We start from the raw sequence: 17971 nt of genomic DNA on the forward strand, positions 1-17971 counted from the left end.
TAACCAGCTCATGGATTAAAGCCAGCCTAGGCGGTAATAAGGGCATTATTGCGGAGTTTGTGAGGCTGATTAAGGACGCTGAACTACAGCAAGCTTTTTAAGGAGGGGTTATGGATTTCAAGATTTATAATGGTGAATTTGATGACGTAGATCCTTATCAATTAGGCGTGGAAAGTTATCGACCTGATGTACCTTGCGATGAAGTTTATACTTATTGCCCTACAGAAATATTTAGCGATGGCAATGATGAGTCTAAAGCTAAATTTTTAAATAACTTTTGGGAGCAATTTGATAAAGGTTGGTTTTCAGTACAAAAAAAAGCTCGTAAAGAAAAAATAAAACAAAGGCTAACTGAGTTCAGGGCTGCTTTACCGTCCGTTGGTGACGAGGTTTATGTTGAATATGACACAACTAAAGGAACATATTATTTATGCAAAGTTTTATTTATTCCTGACCATAAGAAGTGTGTTGTTGTTCAATATCTAGACTCTAGTGAGAGATTAGCTATTGTTGGTGAATTTGAACTTTTTGCTACGTTCTACACAAAAGCAGAATATGAGAGAAGGCGAGAATAAACGAGATAGGGCGGGATCATTTATCAAATGATCCCCAAAACACTGAAACGGTTAACATGATCCCAACATAAAGAGCTAGGTTCTTCTGAGAAGAAAGGACTCCACGGGTGCCACACTCGCCAATTTTGCCACGTTTCACTATGAAAAATTGCCCCCCTTCTTCTTTCTCAAAAAACACACGTTGAGAAAGGGGGTCATTGAATAGTAAGAAATTTATAGCAAAAAAGAGAAGGGGGAAAAGCTGAAAAGAAGGGGGATTGTTACACCAGACACTGATACCCTTCCCCCTTTCTAGGGCATTCAAAGGTACTTGGAATAAGTTAGGCACCCACGATGCCAATACCCGCCATTTTCACCCCATTTCACTGTAAAAAAAGCCCGCCGTTCTTCTTTCTCGATAATCAGGATTTAAGAACGGCACTCATTGAATTTAAAAAGAATAAACGGCAAAAAAAGAACGGCAAAATCTAAAAAAGAACGGCGTTTTAGTAGTCTTGGTTCAATCACTCCCGCCGTTCTTGGGCATTCAAAGGTACTTCCAGAAAGTTAGGCACCAACGGTGCTAATACCCGCCAGTTTTACGACAATTAGCCCTCAAAATACTGGTTCTTTCTTCTTTGTCGCAAAAGAAAGAAGTAGCCTAAGATAGCCTGATAACTCAGTCTATTGCATGAAAAACCAAGAAAGAAGTAACCCCCAAAAGAAAGAACTTTTAACTTTTGCGTCCATGGACGCATTGTTAAAAAAGTTCTTTCTCAAAAGCCAACCTGAAAACGTAAAAGTAACCACAAAAAGCGAAAAGTTACCCCAAAAAAACGCGAAAAAGTGTGTAAAAGTAGCCTCAAAAAGTGAAAGTTTTGAGGTCAAAAGCCAAAAGTTAGACCGTAAATCTCTTCACCTTTAGAAAGATAGTGAAGCCTGAAAGCCTCATGTACAAAGGGATAGGGAGGGGGTAGGTCAAATCTCTACAGCTCTACTAATCCAGCACCGTATGGGTAAGACAATTTTTATTTGCGATTAATAAGAACTTTTTTCGTCCCAAAAGTATTAGATGCAAAAGACCAGGAGCGAACCCCTTTAAAAAACTGGCGCTTTTCAAAACAAAAAGGTACTTGTTGAAGCAAGGTAGTGAATGGGGGCTTGGAGGCGTTCGAACGCCCTAACTTTTGCGAAATAAAAAACCTATTTCCATTTCCGCTTTTGCGCATTATTCAGTAATAAAATTGCGCACTGCGCAGTAATTTTTTTGCGCACTGCGCAGCTCTCTAAGCCGCATGTAGACTCAACTTTTAATTTTTATTGTGCAAGAAAATTGCGCATATTTTCGATTTAAAATAGTGCGCATTTTCGAAACGGAACTACACGCAATTTAATTGTGCACAAGCGGAAGTGAAGGCGTAAAAAAAGGGCTGGGAACCTGAGCATTTCAACAATAAACCACGGCTACAAGACTCGCGGTCTAAAACAGTTTTTCCACCCCACTAGGCGTCGGCAGCAGGTCTTTTACCACTAGGGTGGAAAAGTTCAGGCTACATGCTGCTTTCAAGGAATTTGAAACCACAATATCAGGGCTTCTACTGCCGAAATTAGCCTATTTATCTTTGCAGTCAGCTTGGGATAAAACAAAGACTTTATATGACGCATTACGTGAAAAATAAGCTTCATTACTGCATTCTTGATAGCCTTGTTCTTGAATTTTCTCTCGTGTCATCGAATCTAAAACCAAGCCTATGACACCACCAATAATAGAAAATAACAGTAAGAAAGTGCCTATAGGTAGAGGTATGTTTTTCTTAGTTATCAATTTATAAAACAAGCAGATAAATAAAAACAACAAACAACCAAACATAATCCAATAAGATATATTATTCAATAATCCAGCTACCTGTAATCGAGTTGCTACACCAACTTGATTATATAATTGAATCGAATTGATCCCTCCTTCAATAGATAAATAAAAAAAGATGGAAACAATTAACAAACTAGCACTGAGTTTTAAAGGAGAAATACGATTAGATTTCATTAATCAAGCCTTCAATCTTATTCAACATATCATCGGTGTATTTATATTGATTATCTAACTCTGAAATTTTGTATCCAATGATAAAACATGCCACAGCAAAGAATGCAACTTGGCCAACTACAGGTACCATGAAACCAACTGTAGACAAAGCATAAGTCCCTCCAACAACAAAACTTTGAGCTATGACGCCCGTTGCAACTCCTTTAGCTACATCAGCAGAAAAGCGTTTAACGACTTCCCTTAATGTAACCTCATCATTCATCATATAATCGGCAGCATTCACTGCACCACTAAATGCTATTTCAACGATAATATTGGCTTTGAAAAAGTGAGCATTGCCATAAAATGTATTCAATCCCAGTCCCATTTTAAGCATTTGCGGGGTACTTCTTTGCCAGCGTGTCCCTAAATCTAAATATTTAGGCTTATAATTTTCGATGACAATATGATCAACCCCATTAATCACTACAGCTCTGGCCGATGCTCCAAAAGAATTAAGCGTCTTACCCAATGAATAAGCTGAATTTAACCCCATCGCTAACCCTGTGTAATTTTTACCTTCTGACATATTGTCATAAGCACTATTTTTCTGAAGATTTTCTAGGTATTCCTCAGCTTCTTCCAACGTTAGCAAAGCCAGTGAAACCGTATCCTGTTTAGAAAAATCCCATTGAATGTCATAACGCTCTCGCTTTGTAAAATCTTCCGCAGGCCAATGCATATTATTAGGGTTCATTTTTACCCCAGTTGAAACCTGAGTTGTCTCTGGAACAATTGATCTTCTCTCTTGCGCTTCCCTTAATTGAATGTACTTGTCTTGTTCACGTACACGATAATCTCTTATCGCTTTTTCCTTTGCTTCTCTGGCTGGCCTTTCTGCCTCACGTATTTGTCTTTCTCTCTCCAAATACTCCACATGTTCCACTATTCGCTGTTTTTGCTGCCTAAGAACCTTCTCTTTCGGAGTTAATCGACATGGTGGACGAGGCTCAGGCTTAGCCCTTTGCTTTGTATTACAAAAATAACAGTTACAACCCATTACAGTCCCTTGTTTAAATGCGAAAAAAAAAGAAAACAGAAATACACATAACTAATTGCTAATTCAAGTTTTATTGATAGAAATCTAGGGCTATATCCCATAATACAAATAAAAAAGGTACTTTGACGGTACTTGAAATCCTACGGGTTTGTATACCCGCAGAACCTCTCTCGCTGTGAAAATTTTTCATTTTTAGGACTTCCGGTTCCGCTTTTTTGCTTTTTCCTTGGTTTTACTGGGATTGAAGCAGTTTTAAGGCCAAAAAAAAGCGGAAATCCCCCCCTAAAAATCACCAATATTCATCAAAGTGACTTCCGCTTTTGCGAAAAAATCAAAACCTACCCACTAAAACGGCGATTTAAGCCACTTTCTCACCGACCACGCAAAAAACCACATCAATCAATAAACACCTCTTAGAAGCTTTTAGAGCGCTTTGGAGCGTAGCGGAAGCTGGGAGCGGAGCGAAACGCAAGGGGTAAGCTCTCCATCCCCGCGCAGCCCGTAGGGCGTAGCTCTTGTCGAGACAACGTTCAATCAATGCAATGCCAGTGCGTCACCTATGCAATTATGCAACAGCGAGGCGATCCCCTTCCTGCTAGACCGCTTTTATAGCTCCTAGCAATACCTCAGCCCGTCAGACAGCCGTAGGCAAAGTCATCTTGCAGTGTCCGAAGGTTTCTTTTGATTTTGTTTTTAGCTTTGATTTTTTAGTTAAGTTATTAATTTATTTATATTTATTATATTTATATTTATATTTATAATTTAGTGGTCATAGGTGGTCATAGCATGGTCATAGTGCGGTCATAGTAGCGGTCATAGTAATATATCATTAAAAATACATAATAATCAGTAGCTTAGTGTAGGTGGTCATAGTGGTCATAGCAAAAGAGACCTTCTCATAAAAAAAAATAATCAAAAAAAAGAAGGTAATTTCAGGTAAAAAAAATATATATAGCAATTTTAAAAAAAAACCTATGACCAGTATGACCACCCTGACCAGCCCAGTTGTGGCGCGGGTTTGCGTGGTCATACTATATTTTCTTGGTCATAGTAATACTGTGACCACCCATGACCAAAACTTATTTATGGTCAAAAAAAAACCTACTTTTAAGAAAGTAGGCTTCATTTTTTTAACGCTATTTGTAGTGTTTTTTTTGGATTACCATTTTAAATCGGCATTAATGTATTCTGAAAATGAATCTCTGATTTTGTCGATGTCTGGAAACTCTTTACATCTTTGTCTGCCACCACCTTGAGTTCTTGGTCTTGAATCCACAGCTCCCAACCTAATTAACAGCTTGCCTATCTTGATTTTTACATCCCCCCAGACTTTCAGATCATGAGCTTTTAACCATTCTTCGGCGTGTTGCTCTATGTCGGCATTAGGTAAACGCTTAGGCCAAGGCACGTTTATAGAAAATCCGCCTTCAAGTAAAATTGTGTACAGCCATTTATCTAAAGGCTCTAAGTTATCAATTTTTTGCTGAGTCAAAGCGTCAGTCTTAGGTACGTTTCTTGGCTCAAACTCGCTTATATCAAGGTTTTTGAGGTAGTGATAAAGCTTGCTTGGAAAGTCAGGGTCTTTGATGGCATTATGCAGAGCATTAAAATACTCTCTGTTTTGTTTCTTTTCCTCTGATACTTCCAAATATAAATATCGGCGCTCGTCGCGCTCAATCTTGATTACGTTTTCGTGGTTTGTAGCCATGATGATACGAGCAAAGCAGGGGACGCTTATACGGTCTTGGCCTTTGCGCTCGATGGTGTTTAGCCGCTCTGTAATCATTGTTTTCAAGCGGTCTGTAGAGCCTTTAGAGCCTGCGAAAAACTCATCCGCAAAGACTAGAAGCTTGTTTTCTAGTTGAGCATTGAATTTGCCTATAACTTGTTCGGGACTTTGTGCATGAAGATAATGAGAGCCAATGATTTTACCGATGGGGTCAACGAACGTCCCTTTACCAGTACCTTGTCCCGCTTTTAGGACAATGGCTACCTCTGGCTTTTCTTCTGGTTTCTGGATTAGGTGAGCTAACCATTGAATGACGTATTCATACGAGTTTTTATCACCGTTACAGATGATTTTATAAACGTGTCTTAGATAGATTTCGACGTCTGACTTTTCGCATTCCATCGGCTCGCAGCCGCGCCCCATGTACGTGTTGAGCTTGCCACGGTGAAACTTGGTTTCAATTGGGTGAAATGTTAGGCCATATTTAGAGGAATGGCTTTCAGGGCTTTCAAGCCAATATTTAGCAGGGTTTACAAGTTTTGTGGCTCGGTCTCCATTCTCTTTTGTTATTTGAATTTCAAGTTTTTCTGAGTCTCTATGAGCGTCGATAAATTCTTTTTGGTTGAAGAACTCAAGATAGTTATGTCCGAAAGCGTCAGTGTTGTGTCTGAGTACGTAGTTCTTACCGCCGTGGACTAGCGTTGTGTAGACTTTATTGAAGTCGTTTATTACTTGGGATTCGCTATTGATGGGGATTATGTTGTTTTTATCTGCGTTTTGCTGTTCTATAGAGGGATCTATAGATAGATTTGTATTGTTATCTTCCATGCATTGTCTCACTTGGTCATGTGAAAGTCGGCTAAAAAGCTTGCGGAAGGCTCGCCGACCAAAGAGAGCTTTTCGCTTGGGTTTATAAAGTCCAAGCTATCCGCTTTAATATTATCGTTTACCTTGTTAATACTTTTCAAGGCTATACCGCAATTTTTCATTACTTAAGCCAACCTTTTTGCTGGTGCAGGTCTTATGCCTTTGAACTCGCCGATTTCATGGCATTGGCGAATTAAATCTGATGATATTTGAGTCCAGTTAACTTTATCGTGACAGCGTTTGTCTTGCGTTGGGTATGCTTGTTGCCACCAGTGAAGATCAGCTAATGAGAACAGCCAAGGAACCTTTATTTGTCCTAATTTGAGGGCTATTACTTGGTTCGTCGCTCTCGCGTAAAAGTAGTATTTTGTCTTGTTAAAGCCCATAGCTTGAAAACTAGGCTTTAACGCGCTTGCTACAGATAGATCTGTAGCGCCATGCGTTGATTCTTTCATTTTTATATTCCATTTTTGGGTTTGAAACCATCTAGCGGGATGGGTTCTTAACACGCTCTTTGCGAGTATGTTTTTTATTCAGATTGGACGATAACATACTTTTTTTTTCGCTTAAAGAAAAAGAGGAAGTTAACAACAAGAATAAAAAATAGGTAAAAAAAACCCGCTATTGAAGCGGGTATTTCCGAAAGCGATTCGATAGTAATGGATGGAATGACCACTACTAATCTCTGCCATATCTGGCGCGGCCGCTATTCCGCTGCTCTCTGTGTGTTTCTCGTAGGCGGGGGGCCTCGTTGAAACTAGATTTTTGCATGACGCTAAAATCTATAATTTTTTTTAGTGAAAATTACATAAATGAAATATTCACTCAGACAGAATGTACACAAGTTTTAGTTGTTTTTACAGAGAAAAAGGTCAGTTGAGTGACACCTTTTTCTCTTTCGTTATACTTTTTGTATATTATCTTTTTGTTTTTTCTCAAGTAAAAAAAGGTTAACTTTTTTGGTGTAGCAATGGGTCTCATTAGGCTTTGATGGGTCTCAATGTGTCTCATTTTCCGTTAAGCTCCCCGATTTTTTGGGGCGTAGCTCAAATGCAAAGTTTGATAACTCCTCACAATGAGATGACAGCTCTTTGATGTTTCGTTCAAATATATTGATGCAGTGCAATGATTCCTCTGAGTTGATATCGTAACCCGCCTCAAAGTGTTCCTTCACTATTCGAGTGAATGTCAGCGCTTCATCTACTTTGCTTGAATGCTCATATATTTTGCTTTCAAGGTCGAAAATGGTTGGTTGCGCGTTTTTGTTGGATTCTTGCTCTGTAGGTCGGTTATCATTCATTTATGTCATGTCCTTATTTTGATAGGTCAGTGAGGCTTGATTAGCTGGTGATTCGGGGGGCAACCCGTCCACCAGCGACCATTCAAGTAGATCATCTTCCGCTTTAAATATCAACACCTATTCGTGTCCTTTTTTTGCAATGTGCTTTGCTAAACAAGCTTGTTTCCTTTCTTAATTGTATATATATCCTTTATATTCATACGGATATGATTTTTAGTTGTAGGTTAAGTGTCTAAATATTGATTTCAAATGAGACCTTTTTTTACGAGTGCTATTACCATTGACTATCTGTTGATTTACCTCCATTTACCTACTTATTATCTATTGGAAACCGTTATTAATTTTTGTTTGTTTTCGGATGTGTTTTTATGTCTTGTGTTTATTTAAAAATGTCGGGCTTGAAACTTTTAATTGAGACCAATCAAGTTGTAACTTGCAACGAAACAAAATGAGACCAATCTAGTTACCTGTGACTTAAAATAAAATGAGACCTATCAAGTTACCACTAAAACATGAGACCTTTAGACCATACTATAATTATAGTATGGCCTAAAAGTCTCATACTTTAGCGGTAACTTGATAGGTCTCATTTTATTTTAAGTCACAGGTAACTAGATTGGTCTCATTTTGTTTCGTTGCAAGTTACAACTTGATTGGTCTCAATTAAAAGTTTCAAGCCCGACATTTTTAAATAAACACAAGACATAAAAACACATCCGAAAACAAACAAAAATTAATAACGGTTTCCAATAGATAATAAGTAGGTAAATGGAGGTAAATCAACAGATAGTCAATGGTAATAGCACTCGTAAAAAAAGGTCTCATTTGAAATCAATATTTAGACACTTAACCTACAACTAAAAATCATATCCGTATGAATATAAAGGATATATATACAATTAAGAAAGGAAACAAGCTTGTTTAGCAAAGCACATTGCAAAAAAAGGACACGAATAGGTGTTGATATTTAAAGCGGAAGATGATCTACTTGAATGGTCGCTGGTGGACGGGTTGCCCCCCGAATCACCAGCTAATCAAGCCTCACTGACCTATCAAAATAAGGACATGACATAAATGAATGATAACCGACCTACAGAGCAAGAATCCAACAAAAACGCGCAACCAACCATTTTCGACCTTGAAAGCAAAATATATGAGCATTCAAGCAAAGTAGATGAAGCGCTGACATTCACTCGAATAGTGAAGGAACACTTTGAGGCGGGTTACGATATCAACTCAGAGGAATCATTGCACTGCATCAATATATTTGAACGAAACATCAAAGAGCTGTCATCTCATTGTGAGGAGTTATCAAACTTTGCATTTGAGCTACGCCCCAAAAAATCGGGGAGCTTAACGGAAAATGAGACACATTGAGACCCATCAAAGCCTAATGAGACCCATTGCTACACCAAAAAAGTTAACCTTTTTTTACTTGAGAAAAAACAAAAAGATAATATACAAAAAGTATAACGAAAGAGAAAAAGGTGTCACTCAACTGACCTTTTTCTCTGTAAAAACAACTAAAACTTGTGTACATTCTGTCTGAGTGAATATTTCATTTATGTAATTTTCACTAAAAAAAATTATAGATTTTAGCGTCATGCAAAAATCTAGTTTCAACGAGGCCCCCCGCCTACGAGAAACACACAGAGAGCAGCGGAATAGCGGCCGCGCCAGATATGGCAGAGATTAGTAGTGGTCATTCCATCCATTACTATCGAATCGCTTTCGGAAATACCCGCTTCAATAGCGGGTTTTTTTTACCTATTTTTTATTCTTGTTGTTAACTTCCTCTTTTTCTTTAAGCGAAAAAAAAAGTATGTTATCGTCCAATCTGAATAAAAAACATACTCGCAAAGAGCGTGTTAAGAACCCATCCCGCTAGATGGTTTCAAACCCAAAAATGGAATATAAAAATGAAAGAATCAACGCATGGCGCTACAGATCTATCTGTAGCAAGCGCGTTAAAGCCTAGTTTTCAAGCTATGGGCTTTAACAAGACAAAATACTACTTTTACGCGAGAGCGACGAACCAAGTAATAGCCCTCAAATTAGGACAAATAAAGGTTCCTTGGCTGTTCTCATTAGCTGATCTTCACTGGTGGCAACAAGCATACCCAACGCAAGACAAACGCTGTCACGATAAAGTTAACTGGACTCAAATATCATCAGATTTAATTCGCCAATGCCATGAAATCGGCGAGTTCAAAGGCATAAGACCTGCACCAGCAAAAAGGTTGGCTTAAGTAATGAAAAATTGCGGTATAGCCTTGAAAAGTATTAACAAGGTAAACGATAATATTAAAGCGGATAGCTTGGACTTTATAAACCCAAGCGAAAAGCTCTCTTTGGTCGGCGAGCCTTCCGCAAGCTTTTTAGCCGACTTTCACATGACCAAGTGAGACAATGCATGGAAGATAACAATACAAATCTATCTATAGATCCCTCTATAGAACAGCAAAACGCAGATAAAAACAACATAATCCCCATCAATAGCGAATCCCAAGTAATAAACGACTTCAATAAAGTCTACACAACGCTAGTCCACGGCGGTAAGAACTACGTACTCAGACACAACACTGACGCTTTCGGACATAACTATCTTGAGTTCTTCAACCAAAAAGAATTTATCGACGCTCATAGAGACTCAGAAAAACTTGAAATTCAAATAACAAAAGAGAATGGAGACCGAGCCACAAAACTTGTAAACCCTGCTAAATATTGGCTTGAAAGCCCTGAAAGCCATTCCTCTAAATATGGCCTAACATTTCACCCAATTGAAACCAAGTTTCACCGTGGCAAGCTCAACACGTACATGGGGCGCGGCTGCGAGCCGATGGAATGCGAAAAGTCAGACGTCGAAATCTATCTAAGACACGTTTATAAAATCATCTGTAACGGTGATAAAAACTCGTATGAATACGTCATTCAATGGTTAGCTCACCTAATCCAGAAACCAGAAGAAAAGCCAGAGGTAGCCATTGTCCTAAAAGCGGGACAAGGTACTGGTAAAGGGACGTTCGTTGACCCCATCGGTAAAATCATTGGCTCTCATTATCTTCATGCACAAAGTCCCGAACAAGTTATAGGCAAATTCAATGCTCAACTAGAAAACAAGCTTCTAGTCTTTGCGGATGAGTTTTTCGCAGGCTCTAAAGGCTCTACAGACCGCTTGAAAACAATGATTACAGAGCGGCTAAACACCATCGAGCGCAAAGGCCAAGACCGTATAAGCGTCCCCTGCTTTGCTCGTATCATCATGGCTACAAACCACGAAAACGTAATCAAGATTGAGCGCGACGAGCGCCGATATTTATATTTGGAAGTATCAGAGGAAAAGAAACAAAACAGAGAGTATTTTAATGCTCTGCATAATGCCATCAAAGACCCTGACTTTCCAAGCAAGCTTTATCACTACCTCAAAAACCTTGATATAAGCGAGTTTGAGCCAAGAAACGTACCTAAGACTGACGCTTTGACTCAGCAAAAAATTGATAACTTAGAGCCTTTAGATAAATGGCTGTACACAATTTTACTTGAAGGCGGATTTTCTATAAACGTGCCTTGGCCTAAGCGTTTACCTAATGCCGACATAGAGCAACACGCCGAAGAATGGTTAAAAGCTCATGATCTGAAAGTCTGGGGGGATGTAAAAATCAAGATAGGCAAGCTGTTAATTAGGTTGGGAGCTGTGGATTCAAGACCAAGAACTCAAGGTGGTGGCAGACAAAGATGTAAAGAGTTTCCAGACATCGACAAAATCAGAGATTCATTTTCAGAATACATTAATGCCGATTTAAAATGGTAATCCAAAAAAAACACTACAAATAGCGTTAAAAAAATGAAGCCTACTTTCTTAAAAGTAGGTTTTTTTTTGACCATAAATAAGTTTTGGTCATGGGTGGTCACAGTATTACTATGACCAAGAAAATATAGTATGACCACGCAAACCCGCGCCACAACTGGGCTGGTCAGGGTGGTCATACTGGTCATAGGTTTTTTTTTAAAATTGCTATATATATTTTTTTTACCTGAAATTACCTTCTTTTTTTTGATTATTTTTTTTTATGAGAAGGTCTCTTTTGCTATGACCACTATGACCACCTACACTAAGCTACTGATTATTATGTATTTTTAATGATATATTACTATGACCGCTACTATGACCGCACTATGACCATGCTATGACCACCTATGACCACTAAATTATAAATATAAATATAAATATAATAAATATAAATAAATTAATAACTTAACTAAAAAATCAAAGCTAAAAACAAAATCAAAAGAAACCTTCGGACACTGCAAGATGACTTTGCCTACGGCTGTCTGACGGGCTGAGGTATTGCTAGGAGCTATAAAAGCGGTCTAGCAGGAAGGGGATCGCCTCGCTGTTGCATAATTGCATAGGTGACGCACTGGCATTGCATTGATTGAACGTTGTCTCGACAAGAGCTACGCCCTACGGGCTGCGCGGGGATGGAGAGCTTACCCCTTGCGTTTCGCTCCGCTCCCAGCTTCCGCTACGCTCCAAAGCGCTCTAAAAGCTTCTAAGAGGTGTTTATTGATTGATGTGGTTTTTTGCGTGGTCGGTGAGAAAGTGGCTTAAATCGCCGTTTTAGTGGGTAGGTTTTGATTTTTTCGCAAAAGCGGAAGTCACTTTGATGAATATTGGTGATTTTTAGGGGGGGATTTCCGCTTTTTTTTGGCCTTAAAACTGCTTCAATCCCAGTAAAACCAAGGAAAAAGCAAAAAAGCGGAACCGGAAGTCCTAAAAATGAAAAATTTTCACAGCGAGAGAGGTTCTGCGGGTATACAAACCCGTAGGATTTCAAGTACCGTCAAAGTACCTTTTTTATTTGTATTATGGGATATAGCCCTAGATTTCTATCAATAAAACTTGAATTAGCAATTAGTTATGTGTATTTCTGTTTTCTTTTTTTTTCGCATTTAAACAAGGGACTGTAATGGGTTGTAACTGTTATTTTTGTAATACAAAGCAAAGGGCTAAGCCTGAGCCTCGTCCACCATGTCGATTAACTCCGAAAGAGAAGGTTCTTAGGCAGCAAAAACAGCGAATAGTGGAACATGTGGAGTATTTGGAGAGAGAAAGACAAATACGTGAGGCAGAAAGGCCAGCCAGAGAAGCAAAGGAAAAAGCGATAAGAGATTATCGTGTACGTGAACAAGACAAGTACATTCAATTAAGGGAAGCGCAAGAGAGAAGATCAATTGTTCCAGAGACAACTCAGGTTTCAACTGGGGTAAAAATGAACCCTAATAATATGCATTGGCCTGCGGAAGATTTTACAAAGCGAGAGCGTTATGACATTCAATGGGATTTTTCTAAACAGGATACGGTTTCACTGGCTTTGCTAACGTTGGAAGAAGCTGAGGAATACCTAGAAAATCTTCAGAAAAATAGTGCTTATGACAATATGTCAGAAGGTAAAAATTACACAGGGTTAGCGATGGGGTTAAATTCAGCTTATTCATTGGGTAAGACGCTTAATTCTTTTGGAGCATCGGCCAGAGCTGTAGTGATTAATGGGGTTGATCATATTGTCATCGAAAATTATAAGCCTAAATATTTAGATTTAGGGACACGCTGGCAAAGAAGTACCCCGCAAATGCTTAAAATGGGACTGGGATTGAATACATTTTATGGCAATGCTCACTTTTTCAAAGCCAATATTATCGTTGAAATAGCATTTAGTGGTGCAGTGAATGCTGCCGATTATATGATGAATGATGAGGTTACATTAAGGGAAGTCGTTAAACGCTTTTCTGCTGATGTAGCTAAAGGAGTTGCAACGGGCGTCATAGCTCAAAGTTTTGTTGTTGGAGGGACTTATGCTTTGTCTACAGTTGGTTTCATGGTACCTGTAGTTGGCCAAGTTGCATTCTTTGCTGTGGCATGTTTTATCATTGGATACAAAATTTCAGAGTTAGATAATCAATATAAATACACCGATGATATGTTGAATAAGATTGAAGGCTTGATTAATGAAATCTAATCGTATTTCTCCTTTAAAACTCAGTGCTAGTTTGTTAATTGTTTCCATCTTTTTTTATTTATCTATTGAAGGAGGGATCAATTCGATTCAATTATATAATCAAGTTGGTGTAGCAACTCGATTACAGGTAGCTGGATTATTGAATAATATATCTTATTGGATTATGTTTGGTTGTTTGTTGTTTTTATTTATCTGCTTGTTTTATAAATTGATAACTAAGAAAAACATACCTCTACCTATAGGCACTTTCTTACTGTTATTTTCTATTATTGGTGGTGTCATAGGCTTGGTTTTAGATTCGATGACACGAGAGAAAATTCAAGAACAAGGCTATCAAGAATGCAGTAATGAAGCTTATTTTTCACGTAATGCGTCATATAAAGTCTTTGTTTTATCCCAAGCTGACTGCAAAGATAAATAGGCTAATTTCGGCAGTAGAAGCCCTGATATTGTGGTTTCAAATTCCTTGAAAGCAGCATGTAGCCTGAACTTTTCCACCCTAGTGGTAAAAGACCTGCTGCCGACGCCTAGTGGGGTGGAAAAACTGTTTTAGACCGCGAGTCTTGTAGCCGTGGTTTATTGTTGAAATGCTCAGGTTCCCAGCCCTTTTTTTACGCCTTCACTTCCGCTTGTGCACAATTAAATTGCGTGTAGTTCCGTTTCGAAAATGCGCACTATTTTAAATCGAAAATATGCGCAATTTTCTTGCACAATAAAAATTAAAAGTTGAGTCTACATGCGGCTTAGAGAGCTGCGCAGTGCGCAAAAAAATTACTGCGCAGTGCGCAATTTTATTACTGAATAATGCGCAAAAGCGGAAATGGAAATAGGTTTTTTATTTCGCAAAAGTTAGGGCGTTCGAACGCCTCCAAGCCCCCATTCACTACCTTGCTTCAACAAGTACCTTTTTGTTTTGAAAAGCGCCAGTTTTTTAAAGGGGTTCGCTCCTGGTCTTTTGCATCTAATACTTTTGGGACGAAAAAAGTTCTTATTAATCGCAAATAAAAATTGTCTTACCCATACGGTGCTGGATTAGTAGAGCTGTAGAGATTTGACCTACCCCCTCCCTATCCCTTTGTACATGAGGCTTTCAGGCTTCACTATCTTTCTAAAGGTGAAGAGATTTACGGTCTAACTTTTGGCTTTTGACCTCAAAACTTTCACTTTTTGAGGCTACTTTTACACACTTTTTCGCGTTTTTTTGGGGTAACTTTTCGCTTTTTGTGGTTACTTTTACGTTTTCAGGTTGGCTTTTGAGAAAGAACTTTTTTAACAATGCGTCCATGGACGCAAAAGTTAAAAGTTCTTTCTTTTGGGGGTTACTTCTTTCTTGGTTTTTCATGCAATAGACTGAGTTATCAGGCTATCTTAGGCTACTTCTTTCTTTTGCGACAAAGAAGAAAGAACCAGTATTTTGAGGGCTAATTGTCGTAAAACTGGCGGGTATTAGCACCGTTGGTGCCTAACTTTCTGGAAGTACCTTTGAATGCCCAAGAACGGCGGGAGTGATTGAACCAAGACTACTAAAACGCCGTTCTTTTTTAGATTTTGCCGTTCTTTTTTTGCCGTTTATTCTTTTTAAATTCAATGAGTGCCGTTCTTAAATCCTGATTATCGAGAAAGAAGAACGGCGGGCTTTTTTTACAGTGAAATGGGGTGAAAATGGCGGGTATTGGCATCGTGGGTGCCTAACTTATTCCAAGTACCTTTGAATGCCCTAGAAAGGGGGAAGGGTATCAGTGTCTGGTGTAACAATCCCCCTTCTTTTCAGCTTTTCCCCCTTCTCTTTTTTGCTATAAATTTCTTACTATTCAATGACCCCCTTTCTCAACGTGTGTTTTTTGAGAAAGAAGAAGGGGGGCAATTTTTCATAGTGAAACGTGGCAAAATTGGCGAGTGTGGCACCCGTGGAGTCCTTTCTTCTCAGAAGAACCTAGCTCTTTATGTTGGGATCATGTTAACCGTTTCAGTGTTTTGGGGATCATTTGATAAATGATCCCGCCCTATCTCGTTTATTCTCGCCTTCTCTCATATTCTGCTTTTGTGTAGAACGTAGCAAAAAGTTCAAATTCACCAACAATAGCTAATCTCTCACTAGAGTCTAGATATTGAACAACAACACACTTCTTATGGTCAGGAATAAATAAAACTTTGCATAAATAATATGTTCCTTTAGTTGTGTCATATTCAACATAAACCTCGTCACCAACGGACGGTAAAGCAGCCCTGAACTCAGTTAGCCTTTGTTTTATTTTTTCTTTACGAGCTTTTTTTTGTACTGAAAACCAACCTTTATCAAATTGCTCCCAAAAGTTATTTAAAAATTTAGCTTTAGACTCATCATTGCCATCGCTAAATATTTCTGTAGGGCAATAAGTATAAACTTCATCGCAAGGTACATCAGGTCGATAACTTTCCACGCCTAATTGATAAGGATCTACGTCATCAAATTCACCATTATAAATCTTGAAATCCATAACCCCTCCTTAAAAAGCTTGCTGTAGTTCAGCGTCCTTAATCAGCCTCACAAACTCCGCAATAATGCCCTTATTACCGCCTAGGCTGGCTTTAATCCATGAGCTGGTTATCTTGGCTGCGGGTTCGGCTTTGACTTGCTCTAGCACCCATTCAGCGTATTTAACGAATGCTCGACGGTCTTGTATTGCTTCGGTTTCAAAAAGACTGGCTAACTCTGAAAGCCGGTCACGTCGTTCTTGGCTTTGTTCTTTGGCTTCGGCCTTGGTCTTTTTCACTTCTCTGTGATTGAGCTTTTCAATATTGACCATCTGAAACTGCTTATAGTTTTGCTGGGTAGCGGAGTCGGTATGCCCTAGCTTTTGTTTGAAAAATAAATCGTCGGCCATAGGCAGTCGGCCTGCCTTCTTTTCTGAGGCTGAATATTCGGCGTAAGTGATACGCGCATAGATGGCGCGGCCATCTTTTAGAACCCACTCTTTACCGTCCATTCTGTTTTTTACAAACTCGTTCAATTGTTGCTGAATGCTAGAGTTTATGCCTTTGTGACGCTTATCGTAGTTGATTTCATCTTTGTACTTTCCGATTAGCTTAGCTATGCGTGGATGCTGTCTTAGCGTGGCAAGTGCTTTGCTAAAAGTGGCATAGTCCACCAGCAGAGGGATTTTAAAAGTCTTGTCCTCTTTGGTCTTAACTCGTGAAGTAAAGAGCGCTTCATTACTGTTTTTCGTTTTCTTAAACTCGCCGTCTAGATAGCATACAATTTCAGCAGAGCGACGACCGCTAGCGAGGACTAAACCGAACGTTAGCGCCATCCAATTGTGTTCAGCGGTTAATAGCTCTGCCATTAGCTCGTAAGTCTTGTGATAGTCCACAGGGCGTTGTGTAGTGTGGTATTTCTCAATCCTCACCTCAGCACTTTTATTTAGATCTTCTTTTTGTGTCGCCGTTCTGACTAGGGTCTCAAATACCACTGGTTCATAACTTATTTTTTTTAGTTTCTTTATGACGTCTTTTAACTGAGTAACTTTTTTAGCGTCTTGGGTTCTTGAAAGTCTATTGCTCAATTTATCTATGACATTAGACTTCATTTTTTTAGCTTCATTGTGCTTAATATCCACCAGCGACAACAATTCTTTTTTAGCTATTGGACACTCTTTACTAAGTGATAAAATTTTATCGTTAAAGTCATGTCTTATAAATCCATGATGCCTGATAGCTGTCCTAAGCTTTGTCACTTCTCTATTAAAGTATGTTAGAGAGGCTTTGTTCTCTTCATTACGGCTAGAGCGCCCTGCTAGCTTGACTATAAGGCTTTTTCCTAGCCTTCTTTCTTTCTGAGCTTTTACGCTATTTGTATCATCATTAAGCCTTATTTCTTGCATGGTTCGAAAAGCAAATATTTCTGCTCCTTCATAATCAATTTTATTTCGCTTCTCTTTTAAAACCTTCTCTTTAGCGTTCATTTCGTAGCATCCTTATCTTTATTGAATGAGACCTTTTAGCTTCTATGTTTTAATGTAGCACATAAAATGAGACTAATCAAGTTACACCTATAATTATTCAAAATGAGACCAAACAGGTTGTATTTTTAAGCCCTTCAAATGAGACCATACACGTTACGTTTTTAAAATGAGACTTTTAGACCATACTATAATTATAGTATGGTCTAAAAGTCTCATTTTAAAAACGTAACGTGTATGGTCTCATTTGAAGGGCTTAAAAATACAACCTGTTTGGTCTCATTTTGAATAATTATAGGTGTAACTTGATTAGTCTCATTTTATGTGCTACATTAAAACATAGAAGCTAAAAGGTCTCATTCAATAAAGATAAGGATGCTACGAAATGAACGCTAAAGAGAAGGTTTTAAAAGAGAAGCGAAATAAAATTGATTATGAAGGAGCAGAAATATTTGCTTTTCGAACCATGCAAGAAATAAG

The 17971-nt window shown here is 38.6% G+C and carries 13 protein-coding genes; 6 read left to right on the forward strand and 7 right to left on the reverse strand.

Annotated features, from left to right (window positions below):
• Positions 1-110 precede the first annotated feature (110 nt).
• Positions 111-575, forward strand: coding sequence for a hypothetical protein (locus Q0791_RS21125; RefSeq protein WP_299010918.1), 465 nt, complete (start codon positions 111-113; stop codon positions 573-575).
• Between the two features lie 1591 nt (positions 576-2166).
• Here the strand turns inward: Q0791_RS21125 and Q0791_RS21130 are convergent.
• The 5 genes from Q0791_RS21130 to Q0791_RS21150 all read right to left on the reverse strand — a co-directional run bounded on the left by Q0791_RS21130 (position 2167) and on the right by Q0791_RS21150 (position 7533).
• On the reverse strand, positions 2167-2598 hold the full coding sequence (locus tag Q0791_RS21130; protein WP_299010921.1) for a hypothetical protein: 432 nt from the start codon (positions 2596-2598) through the stop codon (positions 2167-2169).
• Entirely contained in the window at positions 2588-3637 is a 1050-nt protein-coding gene (locus Q0791_RS21135; RefSeq protein ID WP_299010924.1) for a hypothetical protein, read from the reverse strand. The genes Q0791_RS21130 and Q0791_RS21135 overlap by 11 nt, the downstream gene beginning before the upstream one ends.
• A 1159-nt stretch (positions 3638-4796) precedes the next feature.
• Positions 4797-6194 carry a primase-helicase family protein gene (locus Q0791_RS21140; RefSeq protein ID WP_299010927.1) on the reverse strand — a complete coding sequence of 466 codons (1398 nt, stop codon included), beginning with the start codon at positions 6192-6194 and terminating at the stop codon, positions 4797-4799.
• A gap of 164 nt (positions 6195-6358) precedes the next feature.
• Positions 6359-6688, reverse strand: coding sequence for a hypothetical protein (locus tag Q0791_RS21145; protein ID WP_299010930.1), 330 nt, complete (start codon positions 6686-6688; stop codon positions 6359-6361).
• 542 nt (positions 6689-7230) lie between these two features.
• The gene (locus Q0791_RS21150) at positions 7231-7533 is read right to left on the reverse strand and encodes a hypothetical protein (protein ID WP_299010933.1); all 303 of its coding nucleotides are present in this window, start codon (positions 7531-7533) and stop codon (positions 7231-7233) included.
• Between the two features lie 1074 nt (positions 7534-8607).
• Between Q0791_RS21150 and Q0791_RS21155 the strand changes: the two genes are divergently transcribed.
• The 5 genes from Q0791_RS21155 (at position 8608) to Q0791_RS21175 (ending at position 13974) form a co-directional block, all read left to right on the forward strand.
• The gene (locus Q0791_RS21155; RefSeq protein ID WP_299010933.1) at positions 8608-8910 is read left to right on the forward strand and encodes a hypothetical protein; all 303 of its coding nucleotides are present in this window, start codon (positions 8608-8610) and stop codon (positions 8908-8910) included.
• Positions 8911-9452: 542 nt separating this feature from the next.
• Positions 9453-9782 (forward strand): hypothetical protein, encoded by a 330-nt coding sequence (locus Q0791_RS21160; protein ID WP_299010930.1) that lies wholly within the window; start codon positions 9453-9455, stop codon positions 9780-9782.
• Positions 9783-9946: 164 nt separating this feature from the next.
• The gene (locus tag Q0791_RS21165) at positions 9947-11344 is read left to right on the forward strand and encodes a primase-helicase family protein (protein WP_299010927.1); all 1398 of its coding nucleotides are present in this window, start codon (positions 9947-9949) and stop codon (positions 11342-11344) included.
• Between the two features lie 1159 nt (positions 11345-12503).
• Positions 12504-13553, forward strand: a complete 1050-nt coding sequence (locus tag Q0791_RS21170) for a hypothetical protein (protein WP_299010924.1) — start codon at positions 12504-12506, stop codon at positions 13551-13553.
• Entirely contained in the window at positions 13543-13974 is a 432-nt protein-coding gene (locus Q0791_RS21175) for a hypothetical protein (RefSeq protein ID WP_299010921.1), read from the forward strand. Before Q0791_RS21170 ends, Q0791_RS21175 begins: the two co-directional genes overlap by 11 nt.
• A gap of 1591 nt (positions 13975-15565) precedes the next feature.
• Here the strand turns inward: Q0791_RS21175 and Q0791_RS21180 are convergent.
• Positions 15566-16030 carry a hypothetical protein gene (locus Q0791_RS21180; RefSeq protein ID WP_299010918.1) on the reverse strand — a complete coding sequence of 155 codons (465 nt, stop codon included), beginning with the start codon at positions 16028-16030 and terminating at the stop codon, positions 15566-15568.
• A gap of 9 nt (positions 16031-16039) precedes the next feature.
• Positions 16040-17494, reverse strand: a complete 1455-nt coding sequence (locus Q0791_RS21185; protein WP_299010935.1) for a protelomerase family protein — start codon at positions 17492-17494, stop codon at positions 16040-16042.
• Positions 17495-17971 lie beyond the last annotated feature (477 nt).

The sequence above is a fragment of the uncultured Shewanella sp. genome (genome assembly GCF_947495455.1).
In the GTDB taxonomy this organism is placed as follows: Bacteria; Pseudomonadota; Gammaproteobacteria; order Enterobacterales; family Shewanellaceae; genus Shewanella.

What these genes read in the sequence shown, in the direction of transcription:
- Q0791_RS21165 (WP_299010927.1), top strand. Translation starts at nt 9,947, where the DNA reads ATGGAAGATAACAATACAAATCTATCTATAGATCCCTCTATAGAACAG.
- Q0791_RS21130 (WP_299010921.1), bottom strand. Translation starts at nt 2,598, where the DNA reads ATGAAATCTAATCGTATTTCTCCTTTAAAACTCAGTGCTAGTTTGTTA.
- Q0791_RS21145 (WP_299010930.1), bottom strand. Translation starts at nt 6,688, where the DNA reads ATGAAAGAATCAACGCATGGCGCTACAGATCTATCTGTAGCAAGCGCG.
- Q0791_RS21180 (WP_299010918.1), bottom strand. Translation starts at nt 16,030, where the DNA reads ATGGATTTCAAGATTTATAATGGTGAATTTGATGACGTAGATCCTTAT.
- Q0791_RS21155 (WP_299010933.1), top strand. Translation starts at nt 8,608, where the DNA reads ATGAATGATAACCGACCTACAGAGCAAGAATCCAACAAAAACGCGCAA.
- Q0791_RS21125 (WP_299010918.1), top strand. Translation starts at nt 111, where the DNA reads ATGGATTTCAAGATTTATAATGGTGAATTTGATGACGTAGATCCTTAT.
- Q0791_RS21185 (WP_299010935.1), bottom strand. Translation starts at nt 17,494, where the DNA reads ATGAACGCTAAAGAGAAGGTTTTAAAAGAGAAGCGAAATAAAATTGAT.
- Q0791_RS21170 (WP_299010924.1), top strand. Translation starts at nt 12,504, where the DNA reads ATGGGTTGTAACTGTTATTTTTGTAATACAAAGCAAAGGGCTAAGCCT.
- Q0791_RS21175 (WP_299010921.1), top strand. Translation starts at nt 13,543, where the DNA reads ATGAAATCTAATCGTATTTCTCCTTTAAAACTCAGTGCTAGTTTGTTA.
- Q0791_RS21150 (WP_299010933.1), bottom strand. Translation starts at nt 7,533, where the DNA reads ATGAATGATAACCGACCTACAGAGCAAGAATCCAACAAAAACGCGCAA.
- Q0791_RS21160 (WP_299010930.1), top strand. Translation starts at nt 9,453, where the DNA reads ATGAAAGAATCAACGCATGGCGCTACAGATCTATCTGTAGCAAGCGCG.
- Q0791_RS21140 (WP_299010927.1), bottom strand. Translation starts at nt 6,194, where the DNA reads ATGGAAGATAACAATACAAATCTATCTATAGATCCCTCTATAGAACAG.
- Q0791_RS21135 (WP_299010924.1), bottom strand. Translation starts at nt 3,637, where the DNA reads ATGGGTTGTAACTGTTATTTTTGTAATACAAAGCAAAGGGCTAAGCCT.